This is a genomic window from Roseovarius sp. SCSIO 43702, assembly GCF_019599045.1.
Taxonomy (GTDB): Bacteria; Pseudomonadota; Alphaproteobacteria; order Rhodobacterales; family Rhodobacteraceae; genus Roseovarius.
Genome location: NZ_CP080623.1, coordinates 3,124,700 through 3,145,310, shown reverse-complemented (window position 1 = coordinate 3,145,310; position 20,611 = coordinate 3,124,700). Strand labels below are relative to the sequence as shown.

Genomic DNA, 20,611 nt, shown 5'->3' with positions numbered 1-20,611 from the left:
CATGGGAACGCGCATCTACTGAACTGAAAAAGGAGCGACACAATGGCAAATCCCAATGGACCACGCACCGGCCGCCCACCGGTTTACGCCGCACGGGGCATGGTGTCCTCACCGCATTACCTGGCGTCGGAATCCGGCATGAAGGCACTGCGCCAGGGTGGAAGCGCGGTGGATGCTTCCATCGCACTGAACCTGACAATGGCGGTGGTGTATTCGCAGATGTCCGGTATCGGAGGAGACGGTTTCTGGCTGCTTGCGGGGGGCAAGGTCAAGGAGGTCGAGGCGATCCGCGCGAGCGGTCCGTCCGCCGCCAAGGCCACGATCGAGCATTACAAGGAGCTCGGCCACACCGACCGCATCCCGGATCGTGGCCCGCTGGCCGCGCTGACGGTGCCCGGCGCGCTCGATGGCTTTCGCATCGCGCATGAGCGGTACGGCAAGCTCGACTGGGCCGATCTCTTCGAGGATGCGATCCATTACGCCCGCCACGGCTTTGCAGTTACCCGGTCGCTGGGCGACTGGATGGTCGCGGACGAGCATCTGCTGAACAAATACCCCCGGCATGGCGGAAACTTTTCTGCCGGATGGCAAGCCGATGCGCGAAGGCAGCTTCATCGCGCAGCCCAAACTGGCCGACACGCTGGAGCTGATGGCCAAGAAGGGCGTGCGCGAGGCCTTCTACGAGGGCGAGTTGGCCGAGCGTATCTGCGCTGGCCTGGAACCCGAGGGATCGCCCCTGCGTCCCGATGATTTCGCCGATTACACCGCCGAGTGGGTGGAGCCCATCACCACGACGTATCGTGGCTATGACATCTACCAGTTGCCGCCCAGCACGCAGGGTATGACGGCCATCCAGATGCTGAACCTGCTCGACGGGTATGACGTGGCCGGTTGGGGCGACAATACGGTGGATTATTATCACCACATGGCCGAGGCGCTGAAAGTGGCCGCGGCGGACCGCGACGAATGGCTGACCGACCCCGATTTCGTCGACATTCCACTGGAGAGGCTGCTGAGCAAGGACTACGCCGACGAGCGGCGCAAGCTGATCCGTGCCGATCGCGCGATCCAGCCCGGCGAGATCGAGGCCGGCCTGCGCTACGGCACCGAGTTCGACAAGCCCGCGCCGAGGGGCGGGACGGTCTATTTCTGCGTCACCGACAGCGACGGGCTGATGGTGTCGAAGATCCAGTCGCCCTATTACGATTTCGGCGCCTGCGTGATGGGCGGCGATACCGGCATCATCATGCAGAACCGCGGCAGCTTCTTCTCGCTGGACAGGAACCACCCCAACCGGCTGGAGCCGAGGAAGAACACCTTCCACACCATCATCCCGGCGCTGGCCATGAAGGATGGCACGCCGGCGATTGCCTATGGCACGATGGGCGGCGAAGGTCAGTCCCAGACGCAGGCCGCGATGCTGACGCGGATGGTCGATTTCGGCTATGACGTGCAACAGGCGATCGAGGCACCCCGCTGGCTCTTCGGGCGCACATGGGGCATGGCTTCCAGCGATCTCTGGATGGAATCGGACGTTCCCGAGAACGTCCTCCGCGCGCTGACGGCGCGCGGCCAACCGGTAAGACGGGTGGGCCGCTGGGACAGCCTTGTGGGTCACGCGCAGGCGATCCGCTGGAACGAGGACACGGGGTTCTACGAGGGTGGGGCCGACCCACGCGGAGACGGGTCTGCCCTGGGTTATTAGACCTTCGCATCGCGTTCCCCGAACCACTGCCGATGGCTCGGGGAACGCAACCAGGGATTCGGAAAGGAAAGATCATGTACAAGAATATTCTCGTCGCAAGCGACGGCTCCGACCTTGCACTTCAAGGGGTCGAGCATGGTTTGACGCTCGCCAAGATGCTTGGCGCGGATGTCACGATCATCACCGTGTCGGAACCGATGCACCAGGAAGCGGTGCGCGCGGCACAAACGGCGGGGGTCGACGATGCGGTCCTCCGCTATGACCAGCAGCTCGAGCGCGCCGCGAAAGAACGGTTCGCTTTTGTTCAGGAGCGCGCGGAGGCGCATGGGGTCGAGGTGAATCTCGTTCATGAGATCGACGAGTCTCCGGCAGAGGCCATCGTCCGGACCGCCAGGCTGAAAGACTGCGATCTGATCGTGATGTCGTCGCACGGGCGGCGCGGCGTCCAGAAGTTGCTGCTTGGAAGCCAGACCTCGGAGGTGTTGGTCAAGACATCCGTTCCGGTGCTGGTGATACGGTGATTGCCGCAAGCGAAGCCTTTACACCGGGCGTCGCGCCCCGTTCCGCCGCGCGGGCGGCGTCATGCCGCCTTTGGATGCCGATCGTCGCGTCCCATGCCACAGAGGCTGTCGACCCGGGGCCAGACCAGAAAGCAAAGGACATGGTGTCACATGACCGATCTACAAATCCCGATTGATCTTCTGAACTGGGGCTTTGCGCTGCTGCCGATCCTCGTGCTGATGATCCTCATGGTGCTGCTGAACTGGACCGCCCCGCAGGCGGGCATGTTCGGAATGTTCACGGCGGCCGCGGTGTCGCTTCTTGTCTTCCAGACCCCGCTCGAGACGCTGGCCGTCGGCGGGGCCAAGGGAGTTTGGGATGCCTTGTTCATCCTCTACGTCGTCTGGCCCGCGCTGCTGCTCTACCAGGTGACGGACCAGGCGGGCGGATACGAGGCGCTGCGTCAGGGGATCACCCGGTTCAGCCGCAACGAGCTGTTCGTGGTGCTGGCCCTCGGCTGGGTGTTCTCGTCCTTTCTGCAGGGGATCGCGGGCTTCGGCACGCCGATCGCCGTGGTCGCGCCGCTGCTCGTCGCGCTCGGGGTGCGGCCCGTCTATGCGGTGGCGATCCCGATCATCGCGCATGTGTGGGCGAAATTCTTCGGCACCCTGGCGGTCGGCTGGCTCGCGACACTTCAGGTCGTCGATCTCGCCGATCCGACCGAGGTGGCGTTCCAGACCGGTCTGCTGCTGATCATTCCGGTCGTGCTGGGCGGATTCACCGTGGTCTGGATGTACGGGCGCGGACCCGCGCTGCGCCACGCCTGGCCGCTTGTCCTGATCATCTCGGCCATTCATGGGGGCGGGCAGGCGATCATCACGCTGGTCGATCCGGTGCTGTCGACCTTCATTCCGGCCACCTTGGCATTGCTGGCGCTCTACCCGCTGTCGCGCTGGAAGCGGTATGCCACGATGCCCGACACCATCACCGACCGTCCCGCGATGCGTGGCGAGCGCAAGGATGAGCAGGCCGAGACCGAGGCCCCGATGGGCTTTGCCATGTCTTTCGTGCCCTATGTCCTGCTGACCGTGCTGACCATCGGCGCGCTGGTGATCGAGCCGCTCAACAGGGCGCTGGGCGCATTCAGCGTCGGCCTGCCCTTCCCGGAGGTCACGACGGGCTATGGCATCGTGCGCGAGGCCGTCGCCCCCTATTCGCCCTTCTCGCCGCTGACCCATCCGGGCACGTTCCTGATGATCACGGCCGCGATCACATGGGCCGTCTTCCGGGCGCGGGGGGTATTACGCGGCGCAGGCCCGCGCCGCAGGCGAGGACCCCGCCAGCCGTTCGGTCCTGCGGGATCTTCTGGCGGACGCCATCCCCGCGTCGGTCCCGGTGATCGCGTTCCTGGCGATGGCCCAGATCATGAACCATTCGGGGCAGAACGATGTGCTGGCCCTGGGCATCGCGGCGGTGGCACCGGCCATGGCCTTTGCCTTCCTGTCCGGCAGCATCGGGGCGCTGGGGGCATTCATGACCTCGAGCAGCACCTCGTCCAACGTATTGTTCTCGGATTTGCAGCAATCCGTGGCCGAGTTGAAGGGCCTGCCCGAAGCCGGTATCATCGCCGCGCAATCGTCAGGCGGCGCGATCGGCAACGCCATCGCCCCCGCCAACGTGGTGCTCGGCGCCAGCACGGCCGGCATCGCCGGGCAGGAAGGCGCGATCATTCGCAAGACCTTGCCCTGGACCATTGTAGCGGTTGTTCTGACCGGGGCGGCAACCATGCTGCTTGTGTGGCTGATACCGTGAGGCGAGAGGTAATCCGATCATGAACCGACTTCTGACCCTGAGCATCTCGCTGGTGCTGTTGCTCATCGCCTTTCCGCTGATCAGCATCGGGACCACGAGCGGGCCGCCCGTGCTGTGGTGGGCCGGACTGGCCGCTCTTGTCGTCGGCGGCGTGCTGCCACCCTTGCGCCGGCTGTTTCCCGGCAAGGAGCCGCTGCCGGAACCCACGAAGGTCGGCCTGCCGGAGGACGACCGCGTCTCGTGATCAATTGAGCGCCGCGCCCTTGCCGATGGTCGTGAGCTCGCAACAACTTCAGGCTCGGTGCAACATTCTGTTGCACCACCCCCGAAAACGGGGCCAAAAGGCCCCAAATTGCGCAAGACGGATCAAGCGGTGATGAACGGAGAGGCAGTAAAACGAGGAGGTTCGGAGGTTCAGCGCGCCGCGCGCCTGTCGGTGGCACCCATGATGGACTGGACGGATCGGCACTGCCGCTTCCTGCACCGGCAGTTGAGCCGGCACGCGCTGCTTTACACGGAGATGGTGACGGCGCCGGCGTTGGTGCGGGGCGGCGCGCTGCATCTTCTCGATCACGCGCCGGAGGAGCATCCCGTGGCTTTGCAACTGGGCGGGTCGGACCCCGACGAGCTTGCGCAAGCCGCGCGGATGGGGGCCGAGGCGGGGTATGGCGAGATCAACCTCAACGTGGGCTGTCCCAGCGACAGGGTGCAGTCGGGCACGTTCGGCGCGGTGCTGATGAAGGAGCCGGGCCTGGTGGCCGAATGCTGTGCCGCGATGCGTGAGGCGGTGCATGTGGAGGTCACGGTCAAGTGCCGCATAGGGGTGGATGATCAGGACCCCGAGGAGGTGCTGCCCGAGTTCCTCGCGCGGGTGAGTGCGGCAGGGGTGCGCCGCTTCGCCATTCATGCGCGCAAGGCGTGGCTCCAGGGGCTGAGCCCGAAGGAGAACCGCTATATTCCGCCGCTCGACTACGATCTCGTCCGCCGGATGCGGGCGGTCTTTCCCGGGCTGCATCTGTCGGTCAACGGCGGCATCTCCACGCTCGACGCGACGCTCGCATTTCTCGAGGAGGGGTTCGACGGTGTGATGCTGGGCCGCGCGGCGTATCATCAACCCGCCGATATCCTCTGTGCCGTCGACCGGCGCGTCTTCGGCGAGCGCGGACCGGACACGACGCCCGAGGACGCGGCGCTTGCCATGTTGCCCTATATCGAGACGCATCTGGCCAGGGGCGGGCGGCTTCACCAGGTGACGCGGCACATGCTGGGCCTTTTCGCCGGACGCCCCGGTGCGCGGGCATGGCGGAGGATGCTGTCGGAGGGCGCGGCACGACCGGGGGCCGGACCCGAGTTGGTGCGGGCGGCATTGGCCGAAGTGGCGCCCGAGCACGCCGCCTGACATTCCGCGCCTTTTCCCGGCGGGCAGGGCGGTGTAAGCCTCGGCGACACCCGAGGGGAGGCCCGACATGCCCGAGACCGCTTTGCTGTTGCAGATGCTTGTGCTTTTGATGGTGATTGGCGCCTTTGCCGGCGTGCTGGCGGGGCTTCTGGGGGTGGGCGGCGGGATCGTCCTTGTCCCGGCCTTCTACTACACCTTCCAGACCCTCGGCTATGACGGGGCGCAGCTCATGCAGATGTGCCTTGCCACGTCGCTCGCCACGATCATCGTGACCTCGATCCGGTCGGTCCTCAGCCATCACCGCAAGGGCGCGGTCGACTGGGACATCCTGCGCGCCTGGGCGCCGGGAATCGTGCTGGGCGCGGTTGGCGGCATGCTCGTGGCCGCGGGGCTCCGCTCGAACACGCTGACCGCGATTTTCGGAATCCTGGGCATTGTGGTGGGCCTCTACATGGGGTTCGGCCGCGCCCATTGGCAGATCGCGCCCCAGATGCCGGGGGGCCTCGTTCGTGCCGTGCTGTCGCCGGTTTTGGGCTTCCTGTCAGTGCTGATGGGGATCGGCGGGGGCAGTTTCGGCGTGCCGCTGATGAGCCTCTACGGCCGGCCCATCCACCGCGCGGTGGCGACGGCGGCTGGGTTCGGCCTTCTGATCGCGGTGCCCTCGGTGTCGGGGTTCCTGTTTCTCGAGATCGCGCCCGAGACGCGGCCGCCGCTGACGGTCGGGGCGGTGAACCTCGTGGCGTTCGGGGTGGTGATCGCGATGACGCTGCTCACGGCGCCGCTGGGCGTGCGGCTCGCGCATGCGATGGACCCGAAGCCGCTCAAGCGTGTCTTCGCGGTCTTTCTCACGCTCATCGCGCTCAACATGCTGCGCAAGGCGGCGGGATGGTAGCGGGACTTTTCGCGCGCGGCTGGGTCCGCTTTCCTGCCGAGGCAGCGGTCGAGACCTGGGCGCACGCGGCGCGTGCGGCAGCGCTTCTCCGGATGGCCGATCCCGCGCATCGCGAGGAATGGCTGCAATGCGAGGGCACCTGGTTCGTGGGGGTCGATACGCTTCCCAATGACGCCGCGGGCGCCGTGCCGGGCGGCCCGCCCCTTGCGGGCGCGGCGATCGACGCGGCGCGCGACATCTATGGCGATCTGCCGCTGCATCGCGGCCAGGTCTCGGTCGTCTATCCCGGCTACCCGCGCCCCCGGAAGGGCGAGGGGGAGGGCGCGTTCCGCTACCGTCTGAGACGCGATGCGGCGCATGTGGATGGGCTGCATGCCACGGGTCCCGAGCGGCGGCGAAGGTTGATCGAACGGCACGCGTGGATCATGGGCCTGCCGCTTGGTGCGGCCTCACCGGGGGCCAGCCCGCTCGTCGTCTGGGAAGGCAGCCACGAGATCATGCGGACGGCCTTCCGCGACGCTCTTGCCGGGATCCCGCCGGAGCGGTGGGCGGAGGTCGACCTGACCGAGCCTTACCAGGCGGCGCGGCGCGAGGCGTTCGAGACCTGCGCGCGCGTCGAGCTGGCGGCGGCGCCGGGCGAGGCCTATCTCGTCCATCGCCTCGCGCTGCATGGCGTGGCGCCCTGGGGCGAGGGAGCGACGGCCGCAAGAGACGGACGGATGATCGCCTATTTCCGGCCCGAGTTCGAAGGTAATGACGACACCTGGCTGAGCGCGCCCTGATCCCTTCTTCTTGCCGGAAATATCCCCGCCGGAGGCAGGAAAATCCCGCGATCCGGTCAGGTTCCGCGCGCCAGTTTCGCGGCGCGCCCACCCCGCCGCTTGCGCAGCATGGGCGCGCGAGAGGGCAGGTCGGACATGATCTCGGCCCGGGTCTGAGGCGTCATGCGGGACCAGTCGCGGATCTCGTCGAGGGTGCGCAGGCAGCCGGTGCAGATGCGCGCTTCTGGATGGACGACGCAGATGCGCACGCAGGGGCTTTCGATCTCGTCGCGGGTCCAGACTGGCGCGTCGGTCATGGTGCGGTCCTCAGATGGCGCATACGGTCGAGCGCCCCTTGCAGGATATAGGCGGCGGCGACGTGATCTATGACCTCTGCGCGACGTTTTCGTGACGTATCCGCCTCGAGAAGCGCGCGTTCGGCGGCGACGGTCGAAAGGCGTTCATCCCAGAAGGTGATCGGCAGGTCGGTGCGTGCCGAGAGGTTGCGCGCGAAAGCGCGGGTCGATTGGCAGCGCGGTCCCTCGCTTCCGTCCATGTTGCGCGGCAGGCCGAGGACGAGGCCGGTCGCCGCCCGGGCGGTGGCGAGGTCCAGAAGGCGGTCGGCATCGAGCCCGAACTTGCGCCGCCTGATCGTCTCGAGCGGGCTGGCCACCGCGCGGAATGTGTCGGAGACGGCCACGCCGATTGTTTGCGTGCCGAGATCGAGACCGAGGAGCGTTCCCATGGCCGGCATGGCCGCGGCGAAGTCCGTGATGTCGTCGTGGATCATTCGGCGACGCCCGCGCGATCCGCCGCGGCGCGAAGCGCGGCCAGCGCTTCGGTATTTCCGTCAAACCTTTCAAGGGCTTCGTCGTATATCGCGCGCGCCTGTTCGGTGTTTCCAAGCACGCCATGGGCGGTGATCAGTCGTGCCCACTCGTCCGGTGAGCCGCCCTCGGTCGCGAGGCGGTTGGAAAGTTGCTCGACCATGGCCCCGATGAATTCGGCGCGTTCGGGGCCCGTCATCCCGCGCGCGGCCTCGAGAGCGTCCGCATCCGGGCCGGGGAGCGCGGATGTCTCGGGCGGGGTATAGCGGGGCTGGCCTGCGCGGGCGGCGACCTCGGGGATCGTTTCGAGAATGGCGGGCACCCAGGGGGCGTTGGGGGGACTGTCGCGCAAGAGCGCGTCCCAGGTGCGCAGGGCCGAGTCGGGACGGTCGATCTGGAGGAAGAGATAACCGAGATAATACCGCGCTTCGGGCTGCGTCGGGTCCCGTTCGAGCGCGGCGCGCAGGGCTGCTTCGGCCTCCCGCGAGACGGTGCCGCCGGCGGAGGAGATGAGCAGGTCGGCGAGCAGGGCGTGGTCGGCGGCGGTGGCGTCGTCGCCCTTGATCTCGACGATGCGGCGTTGCGCGGCGAGCGCGGCGCGGGTGTTGCCGAGCCGGGCTTCGTTCCGGGCGAGGAGGGTAAGCCCCCGTAGATCATCGGGTTTTTTCTCGACCGCCGTGCGAAGCTGCTCCATGAGGGCGAGAAAATCGGAGGACACTTCGGGGGCGGGAGCGGTGGGATCCGCGCCGCCTTCCATCAGGTCGGCCTGCGCGGGAAGGTTGGTACGGGCAGCCTCGGACGCGGCCAGTCGCGCGGAGAGGGGCAGGTCACGATATCCCGGTGCGCCGAGCTGGAGATAGAGCAGCAGCGAGCCCGCGACGAGCAGCACGACAAGCCCCGCCGCGGCGATCCGGCCACCCGGCCGCGTGGTCGATTTCGCCTTGTTTTGCTTGGTCAACGCGGCGTCGGCGGCGAGGATGCGGCGCGAGATCTCGGTGCGCAGGCGCGCACCCTCCTCGGCGCTGACGACGCCGCGTGCGAGATCCCGGTCGAGGTCGCGCAACTGGTCGCGATAGACCTTGAGATCATAGGCCGCGGGCGGCTCGGACCCGATGCGGCCGGCGATCAGGCCCCGCGCGAGAACGAGGGCAGCACCAACTGCCAGGGCAGTAATGACGATCCAGAAGAGCATGCCTGTCGCGGCCTCCTTGCGCCCCCCATGTAGCGACCCGGCGCCCGGGAAAAAAGGCCTGATTGAGACGTCGGTATCCATGTCGGTATCCACGTCGGTATCACGTCGGTGCGCGCGCACGGTGCGATGACGCGAAATTAACCGTTGCGATGTCGCAATGTGGGCGGTCGGTGTCGCACGGATGGCCGGGGCGGCGGAGGCCGGTTGGTAGACACGACTCCAGCCGCGCCGCGGCCGATTCTGCCATAACCCCGGATCCGATCATGAAACGCTATTCCGCTTTTGCTGTCGCCCGCGAGGCCCTGAACTATCACATGGGATGGGAGCGGGCCTGGGCGTCGCCCGAGCCGAAGAAGAAATACGACGTGATCATCATCGGCGCGGGGGGGCATGGCCTGGCCACCGCCTATTACCTCGGCAAGAATTTCGGGATCACCAATGTCGCCATCCTCGAGAAGGGCTGGCTCGGCGGGGGTAACACGGGGCGGAACACCACGATCATCCGCTCGAACTATCTCCAGGACGCCTCGGCGGCGATCTACGAGAAATCGCGTTCGCTCTACGAGACGATGAGCCAGGATCTGAACTACAACGTGATGTTCAGCCCGCGCGGCGTCATCATGCTGGCCCAGACCGAGCACGAGGTGCGCGGCTACAAGCGGACGGCTCAGGCCAACGCGCTGCAGGGCGTCAAGACCGAATTCATCACACCCGCGCGCGTCAAGGAGATCGTGCCGATCATCAACCTCGACGGGCCGCGTTACCCGGTCCTGGGCGGGCTGTGGCAGGCGCGCGGCGGCACGGCGCGGCACGATGCGGTCGCCTGGGGCTATGCGCGGGCGTGCAGCGACATGGGGATGCATGTCATCCAGAAATGCGAAGTGACCGGCATCCGCAACGAGGGCGGCAAGGTCAAGGGCGTCACCACCAATCGCGGTGACATCGATTGCGACAAGCTCGGGATCGTCGTCGCGGGCCATTCGGGCGACGTGGCGGGCATGGCGGGCTTCCGCCTGCCGATCGAGAGCGTGCCGCTCCAGGCGCTGGTCAGCGAGCCGATCAAGCCCTGCATGGACTGCGTCGTCATGGCCAACACGGTGCATGGCTACATGAGCCAGTCGGACAAGGGCGAGATGGTCATCGGCGGCGGCACGGACGGGCACAACGCCTTCACGCAGCGCGGCAGCTTCCACCATGCCGAGGAAACGGTGCGCGCCCTGATCGAGACCTTCCCGATGATCGCGCGGCTCAAGATGCTGCGCCAATGGGGCGGCATCGTGGACGTGACCGGCGACCGCTCGCCCATCCTGTCGAAGACGCCCGTGGACGGCATCTTCATCAACGCGGGCTGGGGCACGGGCGGGTTCAAGGCGATCCCGGGATCGGGCTGGGGCTTTGCGGAGCTGATGGCCAAGGGGCATTCGCCGCTCTGCGCCGAGTTCGGCCTCGACCGGTTCCACCAGGGCCGTTTCATCGACGAAAGCGTCGCGGCGGGGGTGGCACACTGATGGCGGCACCCGGCGCATATGGCTTGCCGGAAGGCAACGGAGCGGAGAAGCGCAGTTTTTCGCGCATGTCCGCCACCTGCCGGAACAAACCGCGCGGGGCGCGGTTATGTCCTGTGACATACTTCACAGGAGATAGATCATGTCAGATCCGAGAGAACCGCACGAACGTTCGAGCAACAGCACGCTGGCCTTCATCGTGGGCGGCCTTGTCGTGGCCGTCGCCGTCATCGCGTGGATCATGTATGGTGGCGATGCCGGGGATGACGGCGACATCAATGTCGAGGTCGAAGGCGGAAGCGAAGCCGTCGAGGACGCGGCCGACAGCGTCGGCGATGCCGCGCAGGATGCAGCCGACAGCGTGGGCGACGCCGCGCAGGATGCAGCCGACAGCGTGGATGATGCAGCCGACGACGCAGGCGACGCAGCCGAGGACACGACCAACCAGTAATTCGTCACGTGCGGGGCGTCCGGCGGCGAATATCTCGCCGCCGAGGATGACGCGGCGGAACATCACGACGGCGTTCGGCGTTCCCTTCGGGATACGAATGACCGGAGGTGGATCATGTCCGACCGGAAAGACTCGCACGAAGTATCTCCCCAGAAGGGCTACAAGTGGCTCGTCATGCTGCTTGTCGTCCTTCTGGTTGCCGTGGGCCTTGTCGTCGCGGGACAAGACGACGATGACATCGAGATCCCCGCGACCGACGACGCCGTTGAAGACGCCCTTACCACGGACGGTGTGGACGAGGGCAGTTCGACCCACTGAAGCACCGGCGCACGCGGCCGCTGAATTCACGAAAACCGAACGACCGCACGGGTCGCGCCTTTCGGGGTGCGCCCGTGTTAGTCGTGCGCAAACGCATGAGGAGTGTGTCACATGCTGATCCTCGAATGTCCCTGTTGCGGGGTCAAAGGTGAAGAAACCGAATTCGCCGGGGGCGGCGAGGCGCATCTCAAGCGATACGGCCCCGGGTCGAGCGACGAGGCGTTTCACGACTATCTCTTCGCCAAGGAAAACCCGAAGGGTCCGCACCTCGAACGCTGGCGCCACGCGAATGGCTGCGGCAAGTGGTTCCTGGCCGCGCGGGACACCGTGACGATGGAGGTCTACGGCACCTACAGCGCGCAGACCACCGAGCCGCCCAAGCACATCAAGGACAAGATCTCGGCCAAGCGGCCGGGCTGGAGCTGGAGGGAGTTCTCATGAGCACGCGCCTGTCAACGGGTGGTCGCCTTCTCGACAAGGGCCGCGCGATCGAGTTTCGATTCAACGGCAAGCGGTTGCGCGGCTTCGAGGGCGACACGATCGCGAGCGCGCTCCTGGCCAATGACCAGATGCTGGTGGGCCGGTCGTTCAAGTATCACCGCCCGCGCGGCATCGTGGCGAGCGGCGGCGAGGAGCCGAACGCGCTTGTCGGGCTGGGCGAGGGGGTGCGGTTCGAGCCGAACCAGCGCGCCACGACGACCGAGCTTTACGACGGGTTGACCTGCATCAGCCAGAACCACTGGCCGAGTCTCAACTTCGACGTGGGTGCGATCAACTCGAAACTGGGCCGGTTCCTGCCGGCGGGGTTCTACTACAAGATGTTCATCCATCCCCGCCCGTTCTGGAAACATGTCTACGAGCCGTTCATCCGGCAATCGGCCGGCCTCGGCAAGGCGCCCGAGGCGGGTGACCCGGATCGCTACGAGCATTTCTATGCCTATGTCGATGTGCTGGTCATCGGGGGCGGCATCGCGGGTCTCCTTGCAGCGAAGACCGCGGGCGAGGCCGGGGCCAAGGTGCTGCTGATCGAGCAGACCGCGCATTGGGGCGGACGTGCCCCCGTGGATGGCGGCGAGGTCGATGGCGAACCTGTGGACAAGTTCGTGGAGAAACTGGTTTCGGACCTCGAGGCGATGGAGAACGTGACCATGCGCCTGCGCACGATGGGTGCGGGTGTCTACGACCATGGCTATGTCCTCGGCTACGAGCGGGTGAACGATCATCGCCCCGGCGCGCCGGGCCCCCGCCACCGCCTGTGGCGGATCCGCGCGCGGCAGACGGTGACGGCGACGGGTGCGCTCGAGCGGCCGCTCAGCTTTGCCGGGAACGACGTGCCGGGCGTGATGCTGGCCAGTGCGGTGCGCGACTACGTGGTGGATTACGGCGTGTCGGTGGGTGATCGCACGGTCGTGGTCACGAACAACGATGACGCTTACCTTACGGCAATTACGTTGAAGAAACTGGGCCTCGAGGTTCCCGCGATTATCGACGCGCGCTCGGGTGGCGCCGGTGCGTTGGGCGACGAGGCGAAATCGCTCGGCATCCGGGTCGAGACCGGCAAGGGCGTGGCCAAGGTCAAGGGCGGCAAGCGTGTCGAGGGCGTCGCGATCTGCAACCAGGCGGGCGAGGGCGCGGTTCTCGAGGAGATCGCCTGCGACGCGGTGGCGATGTCGGGCGGCTGGTCGCCGGTGGTGCACCTGTGGTCGCATTGCGGCGGCAAGCTCGACTGGGACGAGGCACAGGCGTGTTTCCGGCCCAATGTGGATAAGGCGCCGACCGGCGCGGATGGCGAGGCGTTCGTCGTGGTCGCGGGCGCGGCCAATGGCGAGATGGGCCTTGGTGCTGCGCTGGCCGACGCGCAGGCCGCGGGTGTGAAGGCCGCGAAGGCCGCCGGGTTCGATGCGGAGGCCAAGGACGCGCCGAAGGGCGAGAGCCACGACGAGAACCCGATCGAGCCCGTGTGGCTCATGCCGCAGGGTGCGGGGATCAAGCTGCGGATGAAAGCGTGGCTCGACTACCAGAACGACGTGAAGGTCAGCGACGTGCAACTCGCCGCGCGCGAGGGGTTCGAGAGCGTGGAGCACGCGAAGCGCTACACGACGCTGGGGATGGCGACGGACCAGGGGAAGCTGAGCAATATCAACGGCCTGGCGATCCTGTCGGACGCGCTGAACCAGCCGATCCCGCAGACGGGCACGACCACCTTCCGCCCGCCCTACACGCCAATCTCGCTCAGCTCGATCGCGGGCGAGGCGCGGGGCGCGACCTTCCAGCCGCTGCGGCGCACGCCGATGCACCAGTGGCACGAGGAAAACGGCGCGTTCTTCGAGCCTGTGGGCCAATGGCGGCGGCCCTATTGCTACACGCGGGGCGAGGAGAGCCACGCCGACAGCGTCAAGCGCGAGATCAACCAGACGCGCGAGCGGCTGGGCCTGCTCGATGCGTCGACGCTGGGCAAGATCATCGTGAAAGGGCCGGATGCGGGGAAATTCCTCGACATGCTCTACACGAACATGATGAGCACGCTGAAGCCGGGGCGGTGCCGCTATGGCCTGATGTGCAACGAGAACGGCTTCCTGATGGACGATGGCGTGGTGGCGCGGATCGACGAGGACACGTTCCTGTGCCACACCACCACGGGCGGCGCGGACAGCATCCATGGACATATGGAAGACTGGCTGCAATGCGAATGGTGGGACTGGAAGGTCTACACCGCGAACGTGACCGAGCAATACGCGCAGATCGCCGTGGTCGGACCGAAGGCGCGCGAGGTGCTGGAGGAACTGACCGACGACGACATCAGCGCCGAGGCCCTGACCTTCATGGGGTGGAAGGACATAACCCTCGACGGTATCCCGGCGCGGGCCTATCGCATCTCGTTCTCGGGCGAACTCAGCTACGAGATCGCGGTGCCGGCGAGCCGGGGCATGCAGCTCTGGAAGAAGCTCCTCGAGGTCGGCAAGAAGCACGACGTGATGCCATACGGCACCGAAGGGCTGCACGTGATGCGGGCCGAGAAGGGTTTCATCATGATCGGGGACGAGACGGATGGCACGGTCATTCCGCAGGACCTGAACATGCAGTGGGCGATCTCGAAGAAGAAGGACGACTACCTGGGCAAGCGCGCGCAGGAGCGGAGCCACATGGCCGATCCGAACCGCTGGAAGCTCGTGGGGCTCGAGACGCTGGACGGTTCGGTCCTGCCGGAGGGTGCCTACGCGGTGGCCGAGGGCGAGAACGAGAACGGTCAGCGCAACACGCAAGGGCGGGTCACGTCGACCTACTACTCGCCGACGCTCGACAAGGGGATCGCGATGGGCCTGCTGCATAACGGGCCGGACCGGATGGGCGAGGTCATCGACTTCCCGCGCCTCGACGGGTCGATCGTGAAGGCGAAGGTGGTCGATCCAATCTTCTACGACAAGGACGGGGAGAAGCAGAATGTCTGAAGCTCAGAGCGCATTGGCGGGCGCGTCCCGCGAGGGCATGGTCCGCGTCCGCGAGGCGGGGCTGCACGGCATGATCACGCTGCGCGGCGATCTCGGGTCGGCGAAGGTGAAGACGGCGGTCAAGGACGCGGCCGGGCTGGACGTTCCGGCGCAGCGCAAGATCGTGAGCGAGGGCGAGACCGCGGTCGCGTGGATGTCGCCTGACGAGCTTCTGATCCTCGTGCCCTATGCAAAGGTCGAGGACGCGCTGGCGAAGGTGGAAAAGGCGCTGAAAGGTGAGCATTTCCTCGCCGTCAACGTTTCGGACGCGCGTGCGGTCTTTGTGCTCGAAGGAGCACAGGTCCGCGACGTGATGGCCAAGATCGCGCCGGTGGACATGGCCCGCGACGCGTTCGGACCGGGCGATTTCCGCCGCACGCGGCTGGCCCAGATCGCAGGCGCGTTCTGGATGCCGGATGACGAGACGGTGAAGGCGATCTGCTTCCGCTCGGTGGCGCAATATGCGTTCGACCTCTTCTCGACCGCGGCGGAAACGGGCGGCGAAGTCGGCTATCACTGAGCCGTGATTGCGGAAACGACGGAACGCCCCGGTTCGCCGGGGCGTTTTGCGTTCTACGCGGTGCCCTCGAGTTCGCGTTCGTATTCCTGGCCCGGAATGGCGTCGAGAAGGCTTCTTGTGTAGTCGGTGTCGGGATCGTGCAGCACCTTGCCCGCCGGTCCCTGTTCGACGATGCGGCCCTTCTGCATCACGATGATGCGGTCGCAGATCCGCGCGGCGACGCGCAGGTCGTGGGTGATGAAGAGCATCGAAAGGTCGAGCCGCGTTTTCAACTCGGCCAGCAGGTCGAGCACCTGCGCCTGGATCGAGACATCGAGCGCCGAGACGGCCTCGTCCGCGATGATGATCGAGGGATCGAGCGCGAGGGCGCGGGCGATGCCGATGCGCTGACGCTGGCCGCCGGAAAACTCGTGCGGGAAACGGTCCATGGCCGATGGGTCGAGCCCGACCAGTGAGAGGAGTTCGCGCGCACGCTCCCGCGCGTCCTTGCGCGACGTGCCGTAGGCGATGAGCCCCTCGGTCAGGATGCGCGAAACCTTGGCGCGCGGATTGAGCGAGGAATAGGGATCCTGAAAGATCATCTGGAGCTTGCGCCGCTTGTCCTTGAGCGCCTCGCCCGAGAGGTCGGCGAAATTGGTGCCGTCCACGAGGACCCGGCCCGAGTCGGGATCGAGCAAGCGCACTATGCAGCGCCCCACGGTGGATTTCCCCGATCCGCTTTCGCCCACGATGCCGATGGTCTCGCCCGCGTAGAGGTCGAAGGAGACGTCCTGCACCGCCTTGACCACGCGCCGCTTGCCGAAGAGCTTGCCCGAGCCGGTCGAGAAGGTCTTGTTGAGACCCTCGACCTTGAGGATGGGTTCACGCGTCGCGGCCTCGCCCGCTTCGCGGCGGGTGAGGCGGGGGATCGCGTCGATCAGGGCGCGCGTGTAGGGGTGCTGCGGATTCAGGAGCACCTCGCGCGCGGTGCCGCTCTCGACGATCTTGCCCGTCTGCATGACGATCACGCGGTCGGCGATGTCGGCCACGACGCCGAAATCATGGGTGATGAAGATGACGGCCATGCCGTGTGACTGGCGCAGATCCTCGATGAGCTTGAGGATCTGGGCCTGGGTCGTCACGTCGAGCGCCGTGGTGGGCTCGTCCGCGATGAGGATGTCGGGTTCGAGCGCGAGGGCCATGGCGATCATGACGCGCTGACGCTGACCGCCCGAAAGCTGAAACGGATAGGCGCGGATCGCGGCCTCGGGGTCGGGGATGCCGACCTCGTCCAGAAGCTTGAGCGCGCGGGCGCGGCGTTCGGCGCCGGAGAGCGCGCCGTGGGCCTCGAACACCTCGGCGATCTGGGCGCCGACGCGCATGAGCGGGTTGAGCGCCGAGAGCGGTTCCTGGAAGATCATCGAGATGCGGCGGCCGCGCAGGTCGAGCATCTCTTTCTCGGACAGCCCCAGGATCTCGCGCCCATCGAAGGTGATCGAGCCCTTGACCGGCTTCACCCCCTGCGGAAGGAGGCCCATCACCGCATTGGCCGACATGGACTTGCCCGAACCGGATTCGCCCACGATGCAGAGGATTTCGCCCTTCTCGAGATCGAAGTCGATGTCGCGGGCGGCATAGTCGCGGTCGGCCCCCTCGGGGAGGGCGATGGCGAGGTCGCGGATGCTCAGCAGGCTCATTTCGATTTCCTCGACAGGCGCGGGTTGAGGGCGTCGTTCAGGCCCTCACCGATGAGATTGAGCGCGAGAACCGTGAGAAGGATCGCCATGCCGGGCAGGAACGAAAGCCACCACGCGGTTCGGATCACCGTGCGCGCGGCGCCGATCATGTAGCCCCAGGACATGACGTTCGGGTCGCCAAGGCCGAGGAACGACAGCGAGCTTTCCAGGAGGATCGCCTGGGCCACCATGAGCGAGGCGAGCACGATGATCGGCGGCAGCGCGTTGGGCAGGACATGGCGCAGGATGATCTGCGTGTTGCCGAGACCCGAGAGCGTGGCCGCCTCGACGAACTCGCGGGTGCGGAGCGACAGCACCTCGCCGCGCACGAGGCGGGCGACGGGCGGCCAGGAGACGATGGCGATGGCGATGATGACGAAGGTGAGGCTTGGCTGGAAGATGGCAAGCAGCACGATGGCCAGCGCGAAGGACGGGATGGTCTGGAAGAACTCGGTGAAGCGCATGAGCGCGTCGTCGACCCAGCCCGCGAAATAGCCCGCAAGCGCGCCCACCGGGACCCCGATGGCGAGCGCCACGATGGTCGAGACGAGGCCCACGAGCAGGCTCACATAAGCGCCGTGGGCGAGGCCGGCCAGCACGTCACGGCCAAGCGCGTCGGTGCCGAGCAGGAGCCCCTCCTGCGCGAAGGGCGGCAGGAAGGGGCGTTGCACCATCTTCCACGGGCTTTGCGGGAAGAGGACGGGCGCGAGGATCGCGGCAAGGATGACGAGGCCGAGGATGACGAGCCCCGCGACGGCGCCGCGATTGGTGCGGAAGCGTTTCCAGAACTCTCTCATTTCGTGAGCCTTATGCGCGGGTCGATGATGACGTAGACGACATCGGTGATGAGGTTGAACAGAAGCACCATCGCGGCCGAGATGTAGAACACCCCGAGGATGACGTTGTAGTCGCGCTGGGCGATGGCCTCGAACATGAGCCGGCCGATGCCGGGCCAGGCGAAGACCGTCTCGGTCAGGATCGCGCCGCCGAAGATCTGGCCCGCCTGCAGGCCCGCCAGCGTGATGACGGGCAGAAGCGCGTTGCGCAGGATGTGCCGCCGCTGGATCAGCCCGCGGCGCAGACCCTTGGCGCGGGCGGTCTTGACGAAGTCGAGGCGCGACACCTCGAGCATCGAGGCGCGGGTCATGCGCATGTAGATCGCCATGAAGAAAAGCCCGAGCGTGGTGGCGGGCAGGATGAGATGCTTGCCCACGTCGAGCGCGTGCGCGAGGCCGGTATAGCCCGCGCCGACCGTCTGGTAGCCGAAGGCCGGGAGCCAGTCGAGCCAGACCGAGAACACCACCACCGCCATGAGCGCGAACCAGAAGAGCGGCGTGGCGTAGAAGAGAAGCGCGAAGGACGAGATCACGGTATCGCCCCACTGGCCTTGACGGGACGAGGCGGCGACGCCGAGGATCACACCGAAGACGAGCGAGAAGACGAAGGCCACCCCCGTGAGGAGAAGCGTCGCGGGCAGGCGGTCGAGGATCAGGTCGGCGACCGGCATCTGCTGACGGAAGGAGAAGCCGAGGTCGAGCTGTATCGCGCCCTTGATGTAGATCCAGAGCTGCACGTAGAGCGGCTGATCGAGGCCGAAGCGGGCGCGCAGGTCGGCGAGGAACTTCTCGTCCGCTGCGCCCGCTTCGCCTGCCATGACGGCGGCCGGGTCGCCCGGTGCCGCGTGTATGAGGAGGAAGTTGAAGACGAGGATGGCCAGCAGGATGAATACCGCCTTGACCAGCCTGCCGAGTATGAAGCGTGCCACGCGCCGATGTCCCCGTGTCGTTCGCCTGTTCCGGCGGTTTCCTGTGGTTGGACCGGGGCGCGCGGATGGCGCCCCGGCCTCGAGGGCGAGTGCCCTGTTACTGCTGTTCGATCCAGACGTCGCGGAACCCGTCATTGACGCCGAGCGCCGTGCTCACCGGGTTCTTGATGTTGCAGCGATAGATCGTCGGGAAGCCCAGTTCCAGAAGCCAGAGGTTCGGGACGTCCGAGACGATCTGGTTCTGGATCTTGGCATAGGCTGCCTTGCGATCCTCGGGATCGGCCATGAGCGCGGCCTCTTCCCACATCTTGTCGACCTCGGGATTCTGGTAGTTGGCGACGTTGTTCCAGGGCGAGCCGGGATCGGCATTGTTGCCCATGTAGGTCCGCGAGACGCCGAGAGCCGGATCGCCGTACTGGTAGAGATAGGTGAAGGCCAGGTCGAAATCGCGGTCCGAGATCTTCTGGTTCCAGCCCGCGACGTCCGACGGCACGATCTCGACATTCATGCCGATGTCCGAGAGGTTCTGCTTGACCGCCTCGGCCCAGCGTTGCCACGTCTCGCCGTAGGGAAGCGCCAGGAGGCGGATGGTCTCGCCGTCATAGCTCGATTCCTCGAGAAGCTGCTTCGCCTTCTCGGGATCGAAGGAGATGTCGGGCGTGTCGGGCGAGTAGAACCGCGTCGAGGACGAGACGGGGCCCGTTGCGACCTTGCCGAGATCGTTCCAGAGCGCCGATTTCGCGAATTCGCGGTCGAGCGCGTGCATCATCGCCTGGCGCACCTTCACGTCGTCGAGCGGGGCGTTGTTGTTGTTCACCCAGATCCACGACAGCGGACCGAAGAATTCCCAGCCCTTGTCGGTGATGCAGGTGTTTTCCATCTCGCGGATGCGCGGCACCTCGAAATTCTCGATCGAGCCGCCGGGCAGCACATCGACCTTGCCCGTCTCGTACGCCACCGCGCGGGAGGCCGCATCGGGGATCACATGGTAATAGACTTCGTCCACGTAGGGCTTGCCCTCCATGTAGTAGTCCTCGTTCTTGACGAGGTGGATGTAGCTGCCCTTCACCCATTCCTCGAACTTGAAGGGGCCGGTGCCGATCGGCGTGTTGTTCGCCGGGTTGTTGGCGAAATCCGTGCCTTCGTAGATATGCTTGGGGATCATCGGCGCTGTGCCCGGCTCGAAGATGCCGATGAAGGGGCCAAAGGGCTGCTTGAGGTTGAAGACGACGGTGTGATCGTCGGGCGTCTCGATGCTCTCGACATGCTCGAGATAGGTGCGCATGCGCGAGTGGCTTTCGCGGAGAAACTCGTCGACCGAGAATTTCACGTCCTCGGAGGTGAAATCCTCGCCGTCGTGAAACTTGACCCCTTCGCGCAGCCTGAAGGTGTAGGTCTTGCCATCCTCGGAAACCTCCCAGGATTCGGCCAGTTGCGGCGACGGCTGAAGCTCGTGGTCGTAGCGCAGGAGGCTTTCGTAGATGTCGCCCGCGACCATCTGGGTCGGGCCGTTCTGGATCAGGCCGATCATCAGCCCCGGCGGTTCGGGCTGGATCACCACGTTGAGCGTGCCGCCCGATTGCGGTGTGCCGTCCTGAGCGGCCAATGGCCCCGCCAGGACGAGCGCCAGCGCGGCGGTCGCGAATCTCAGTTTGTTGAGCATTTTGATTTCCCCGTTGTTTCGGTCTTGCGGTTGCGGTTGCGGGGAATCCTAACCGATCGTGACCGGTTGAACACCCCGCGCGGGCCGGTGGCGTTGC

The 20,611-nt window shown here is 66.3% G+C and carries 20 protein-coding genes and 2 pseudogenes; 15 read left to right on the top strand and 7 right to left on the bottom strand.

Features of this window, described 5'->3' with window-relative positions; translation table 11 throughout:
• Positions 1 to 42: 42 nt before the first annotated feature.
• The 9 genes and pseudogenes from K1T73_RS17940 to K1T73_RS15475 all read left to right on the top strand — a co-directional run.
• Positions 43 to 516, top strand: a pseudogene (locus K1T73_RS17940) (gamma-glutamyltransferase); the annotation flags it as partial.
• Positions 517 to 562: 46 nt separating this feature from the next.
• The gene (locus K1T73_RS15505) at positions 563 to 1,705 is read left to right on the top strand and encodes a gamma-glutamyltransferase family protein (protein ID WP_220601569.1); all 1,143 of its coding nucleotides are present in this window, start codon (positions 563 to 565) and stop codon (positions 1,703 to 1,705) included.
• Positions 1,706 to 1,779: 74 nt separating this feature from the next.
• Positions 1,780 to 2,226 (top strand): universal stress protein, encoded by a 447-nt coding sequence (locus tag K1T73_RS15500; RefSeq protein ID WP_220601568.1) that lies wholly within the window; start codon positions 1,780 to 1,782, stop codon positions 2,224 to 2,226.
• A 93-nt stretch (positions 2,227 to 2,319) separates the two neighbouring features.
• Positions 2,320 to 3,483 (top strand): annotated as a pseudogene (locus tag K1T73_RS15495) (L-lactate permease); the annotation flags it as partial.
• Positions 3,484 to 3,619: 136 nt separating this feature from the next.
• Positions 3,620 to 4,018, top strand: a complete 399-nt coding sequence (locus tag K1T73_RS18090) for an L-lactate permease (RefSeq protein ID WP_409077748.1) — start codon at positions 3,620 to 3,622, stop codon at positions 4,016 to 4,018.
• A 19-nt stretch (positions 4,019 to 4,037) separates the two neighbouring features.
• The gene (locus K1T73_RS15490; protein ID WP_220601566.1) at positions 4,038 to 4,262 is read left to right on the top strand and encodes a hypothetical protein; all 225 of its coding nucleotides are present in this window, start codon (positions 4,038 to 4,040) and stop codon (positions 4,260 to 4,262) included.
• A gap of 132 nt (positions 4,263 to 4,394) precedes the next feature.
• Positions 4,395 to 5,417, top strand: coding sequence for a tRNA dihydrouridine(20/20a) synthase DusA (gene dusA / locus K1T73_RS15485; protein ID WP_220601565.1), 1,023 nt, complete (start codon positions 4,395 to 4,397; stop codon positions 5,415 to 5,417).
• A gap of 67 nt (positions 5,418 to 5,484) precedes the next feature.
• Positions 5,485 to 6,309 (top strand): sulfite exporter TauE/SafE family protein, encoded by an 825-nt coding sequence (locus tag K1T73_RS15480; protein WP_220601564.1) that lies wholly within the window; start codon positions 5,485 to 5,487, stop codon positions 6,307 to 6,309.
• A complete protein-coding gene (locus tag K1T73_RS15475; RefSeq protein ID WP_220601563.1) occupies positions 6,303 to 7,091 on the top strand; it encodes a hypothetical protein in 789 nt (262 codons plus the stop codon). The genes K1T73_RS15480 and K1T73_RS15475 overlap by 7 nt, the downstream gene beginning before the upstream one ends.
• Positions 7,092 to 7,147: 56 nt before the next feature.
• Here the strand turns inward: K1T73_RS15475 and K1T73_RS15470 are convergent, their stop codons facing one another.
• The 3 genes from K1T73_RS15470 to ccmI are packed head-to-tail and all read right to left on the bottom strand — an operon-like array spanning position 7,148 to position 9,089.
• Positions 7,148 to 7,387: a DUF1289 domain-containing protein gene (locus K1T73_RS15470; RefSeq protein ID WP_220601562.1), complete on the bottom strand. Its 240-nt coding sequence runs from the start codon at positions 7,385 to 7,387 to the stop codon at positions 7,148 to 7,150.
• A complete protein-coding gene (gene ruvX, locus K1T73_RS15465) occupies positions 7,384 to 7,860 on the bottom strand; it encodes a Holliday junction resolvase RuvX (RefSeq protein WP_220601561.1) in 477 nt (158 codons plus the stop codon). Before ruvX ends, K1T73_RS15470 begins: the two co-directional genes overlap by 4 nt.
• On the bottom strand, positions 7,857 to 9,089 hold the full coding sequence (gene ccmI, locus K1T73_RS15460; protein ID WP_220601560.1) for a c-type cytochrome biogenesis protein CcmI: 1,233 nt from the start codon (positions 9,087 to 9,089) through the stop codon (positions 7,857 to 7,859). The genes ruvX and ccmI overlap by 4 nt, the downstream gene beginning before the upstream one ends.
• A 263-nt stretch (positions 9,090 to 9,352) precedes the next feature.
• Between ccmI and K1T73_RS15455 the strand changes: the two genes are divergently transcribed.
• The 6 genes from K1T73_RS15455 to K1T73_RS15430 all read left to right on the top strand — a co-directional run bounded on the left by K1T73_RS15455 (position 9,353) and on the right by K1T73_RS15430 (position 15,371).
• Positions 9,353 to 10,597 carry a sarcosine oxidase subunit beta family protein gene (locus K1T73_RS15455; protein WP_220601559.1) on the top strand — a complete coding sequence of 415 codons (1,245 nt, stop codon included), beginning with the start codon at positions 9,353 to 9,355 and terminating at the stop codon, positions 10,595 to 10,597.
• Positions 10,598 to 10,736: 139 nt separating this feature from the next.
• Entirely contained in the window at positions 10,737 to 11,045 is a 309-nt protein-coding gene (locus K1T73_RS15450) for a hypothetical protein (RefSeq protein ID WP_220601558.1), read from the top strand.
• Positions 11,046 to 11,159: 114 nt separating this feature from the next.
• Positions 11,160 to 11,363, top strand: a complete 204-nt coding sequence (locus tag K1T73_RS15445) for a hypothetical protein (RefSeq protein ID WP_220601557.1) — start codon at positions 11,160 to 11,162, stop codon at positions 11,361 to 11,363.
• Positions 11,364 to 11,474: 111 nt separating this feature from the next.
• Complete coding sequence (locus K1T73_RS15440) at positions 11,475 to 11,804, top strand: sarcosine oxidase subunit delta (protein WP_220601556.1); 330 nt, start codon at positions 11,475 to 11,477, stop codon at positions 11,802 to 11,804.
• Positions 11,801 to 14,812, top strand: a complete 3,012-nt coding sequence (locus tag K1T73_RS15435) for a sarcosine oxidase subunit alpha family protein (RefSeq protein ID WP_220601555.1) — start codon at positions 11,801 to 11,803, stop codon at positions 14,810 to 14,812. Before K1T73_RS15440 ends, K1T73_RS15435 begins: the two co-directional genes overlap by 4 nt.
• Positions 14,805 to 15,371 (top strand): sarcosine oxidase subunit gamma, encoded by a 567-nt coding sequence (locus tag K1T73_RS15430; RefSeq protein WP_220601554.1) that lies wholly within the window; start codon positions 14,805 to 14,807, stop codon positions 15,369 to 15,371. Before K1T73_RS15435 ends, K1T73_RS15430 begins: the two co-directional genes overlap by 8 nt.
• A 53-nt stretch (positions 15,372 to 15,424) precedes the next feature.
• On the opposite strand, the gene K1T73_RS15425 is transcribed toward K1T73_RS15430, so the two are convergent.
• From K1T73_RS15425 to K1T73_RS15410, 4 genes are all read right to left on the bottom strand, one after another.
• On the bottom strand, positions 15,425 to 17,047 hold the full coding sequence (locus K1T73_RS15425; protein WP_220601553.1) for an ABC transporter ATP-binding protein: 1,623 nt from the start codon (positions 17,045 to 17,047) through the stop codon (positions 15,425 to 15,427).
• On the bottom strand, positions 17,044 to 17,883 hold the full coding sequence (locus K1T73_RS15420; RefSeq protein ID WP_220601552.1) for an ABC transporter permease: 840 nt from the start codon (positions 17,881 to 17,883) through the stop codon (positions 17,044 to 17,046). The genes K1T73_RS15425 and K1T73_RS15420 overlap by 4 nt, the downstream gene beginning before the upstream one ends.
• The gene (locus K1T73_RS15415; protein ID WP_259400300.1) at positions 17,880 to 18,851 is read right to left on the bottom strand and encodes an ABC transporter permease; all 972 of its coding nucleotides are present in this window, start codon (positions 18,849 to 18,851) and stop codon (positions 17,880 to 17,882) included. The genes K1T73_RS15420 and K1T73_RS15415 overlap by 4 nt, the downstream gene beginning before the upstream one ends.
• Positions 18,852 to 18,948: 97 nt before the next feature.
• A complete protein-coding gene (locus K1T73_RS15410; RefSeq protein WP_220601550.1) occupies positions 18,949 to 20,514 on the bottom strand; it encodes an ABC transporter substrate-binding protein in 1,566 nt (521 codons plus the stop codon).
• Positions 20,515 to 20,611 lie beyond the last annotated feature (97 nt).

Bases quoted from the DNA above. Each gene is read 5' to 3' on its own strand.
- K1T73_RS15505 (WP_220601569.1), top strand. From the start codon at position 563: ATGGCGGAAACTTTTCTGCCGGATGGCAAGCCGATGCGCGAAGGCAGC.
- K1T73_RS15500 (WP_220601568.1), top strand. From the start codon at position 1,780: ATGTACAAGAATATTCTCGTCGCAAGCGACGGCTCCGACCTTGCACTT.
- K1T73_RS18090 (WP_409077748.1), top strand. From the start codon at position 3,620: ATGGCCCAGATCATGAACCATTCGGGGCAGAACGATGTGCTGGCCCTG.
- K1T73_RS15490 (WP_220601566.1), top strand. From the start codon at position 4,038: ATGAACCGACTTCTGACCCTGAGCATCTCGCTGGTGCTGTTGCTCATC.
- dusA (WP_220601565.1), top strand. From the start codon at position 4,395: ATGAACGGAGAGGCAGTAAAACGAGGAGGTTCGGAGGTTCAGCGCGCC.
- K1T73_RS15480 (WP_220601564.1), top strand. From the start codon at position 5,485: ATGCCCGAGACCGCTTTGCTGTTGCAGATGCTTGTGCTTTTGATGGTG.
- K1T73_RS15475 (WP_220601563.1), top strand. From the start codon at position 6,303: ATGGTAGCGGGACTTTTCGCGCGCGGCTGGGTCCGCTTTCCTGCCGAG.
- K1T73_RS15470 (WP_220601562.1), bottom strand. From the start codon at position 7,387: ATGACCGACGCGCCAGTCTGGACCCGCGACGAGATCGAAAGCCCCTGC.
- ruvX (WP_220601561.1), bottom strand. From the start codon at position 7,860: ATGATCCACGACGACATCACGGACTTCGCCGCGGCCATGCCGGCCATG.
- ccmI (WP_220601560.1), bottom strand. From the start codon at position 9,089: ATGCTCTTCTGGATCGTCATTACTGCCCTGGCAGTTGGTGCTGCCCTC.
- K1T73_RS15455 (WP_220601559.1), top strand. From the start codon at position 9,353: ATGAAACGCTATTCCGCTTTTGCTGTCGCCCGCGAGGCCCTGAACTAT.
- K1T73_RS15450 (WP_220601558.1), top strand. From the start codon at position 10,737: ATGTCAGATCCGAGAGAACCGCACGAACGTTCGAGCAACAGCACGCTG.
- K1T73_RS15445 (WP_220601557.1), top strand. From the start codon at position 11,160: ATGTCCGACCGGAAAGACTCGCACGAAGTATCTCCCCAGAAGGGCTAC.
- K1T73_RS15440 (WP_220601556.1), top strand. From the start codon at position 11,475: ATGCTGATCCTCGAATGTCCCTGTTGCGGGGTCAAAGGTGAAGAAACC.
- K1T73_RS15435 (WP_220601555.1), top strand. From the start codon at position 11,801: ATGAGCACGCGCCTGTCAACGGGTGGTCGCCTTCTCGACAAGGGCCGC.
- K1T73_RS15430 (WP_220601554.1), top strand. From the start codon at position 14,805: ATGTCTGAAGCTCAGAGCGCATTGGCGGGCGCGTCCCGCGAGGGCATG.
- K1T73_RS15425 (WP_220601553.1), bottom strand. From the start codon at position 17,047: ATGAGCCTGCTGAGCATCCGCGACCTCGCCATCGCCCTCCCCGAGGGG.
- K1T73_RS15420 (WP_220601552.1), bottom strand. From the start codon at position 17,883: ATGAGAGAGTTCTGGAAACGCTTCCGCACCAATCGCGGCGCCGTCGCG.
- K1T73_RS15410 (WP_220601550.1), bottom strand. From the start codon at position 20,514: ATGCTCAACAAACTGAGATTCGCGACCGCCGCGCTGGCGCTCGTCCTG.